The sequence below is a fragment of the Paenibacillus sp. TAF43_2 genome, from assembly GCF_052113545.1.
In the GTDB taxonomy this organism is placed as follows: domain Bacteria; phylum Bacillota; class Bacilli; order Paenibacillales; family Paenibacillaceae; genus Pristimantibacillus.
Genome location: NZ_JBFRDK010000391.1, coordinates 1 through 1,007 on the forward strand (window position 1 = coordinate 1; position 1,007 = coordinate 1,007).

Consider the following 1,007-nt stretch of genomic DNA (forward strand, 5'->3'; position numbering starts at 1 on the left):
CATCTACATTACATAACTCGGGCAGCTTGTCCATTTCGTTTCGTTCCACCTTACAGTATTTTTTTGTATACTATAGTACATGTAAGCATGTACTTACGATGATTGATTTCATTATTTATATTAGCATCCTAAAGTGTGATAAGAAAGCGATCATTGAAGTGCGCGCTTTTGCAGCCAAAATCCTCCATACGAATGGAGGTTATTTTGCGTTTATAATTAAGCGCATCTAGTTTCCAAACCGCAGTGTAGATGATATTATCCTAATGGTTGTACAATATAATCAGGACTTTCAGTATCATCTCATGTGTATGGTCTGAATACGCTGCAAGTGTTCACTTTTACTATTGGAGGCTTTATTTGTGAAAAAAAATGTTGACTCGGAGTGGGCAGAATCCCACTTTCCATTATATACGGCTGAAAGTATAGATTCGATTTATAGTACGACGAGTCGCCCAATGTATGAAATAAACGAGAGCTTAACGGTGCTGATTGCAATTGTCAGCGGCAAAGGCAGCCTTCGGATCAAGGATCAGCTCTACGAGCTGATGGAAGGCAGCGTTATCCTCGTTCCAGCGAATACAGAGGCAGTACTGAGTGCAAATATGATGCATCCTCTTCATATGTACAAGCTTGCTATAAATACCCGTGAGCAGGCGAATTCTCAGTCACCAGCTACAATGATAAGAAAGAGTGAGGCAGCTTCAAATTCAAGCGTTCATTTTTTCCCAAACGAACCTGCGATTGCAGCATCTGTGGAGGAGCTATATATTCACCGATTGCCAGGAAATGAAATTCGCCATGTACAAAATCAAATTTTGTTTCATCAAATTATTCTTCAATTGCTGGAAGGGCAAGAGGCTAAATTTGCTTCAAGCGAAAAACCATCTATGGAACGCAGCATCGCTTACTTAGAGAGCCACTTTAGTGAAAAAATAACGCGTGAGCAATTAGCTGAAATTGCAGGTGTAAGTCGGTCCCACTATTCTATTCTCTTTAAGCAGTTAACC

Annotated in this window: 1 protein-coding gene and 1 pseudogene; both read left to right on the plus strand. The window is 40.1% G+C overall.

Annotated features, from left to right (window positions below):
• The coding region (locus tag AB4Z17_RS33640) for a hypothetical protein (protein ID WP_441964804.1) at positions 1 to 230 on the plus strand (230 nt) is incomplete at its 5' end.
• Between the two features lie 129 nt (positions 231 to 359).
• A pseudogene (locus tag AB4Z17_RS33645) lies at positions 360 to 1,007 on the plus strand (helix-turn-helix domain-containing protein); the annotation flags it as partial.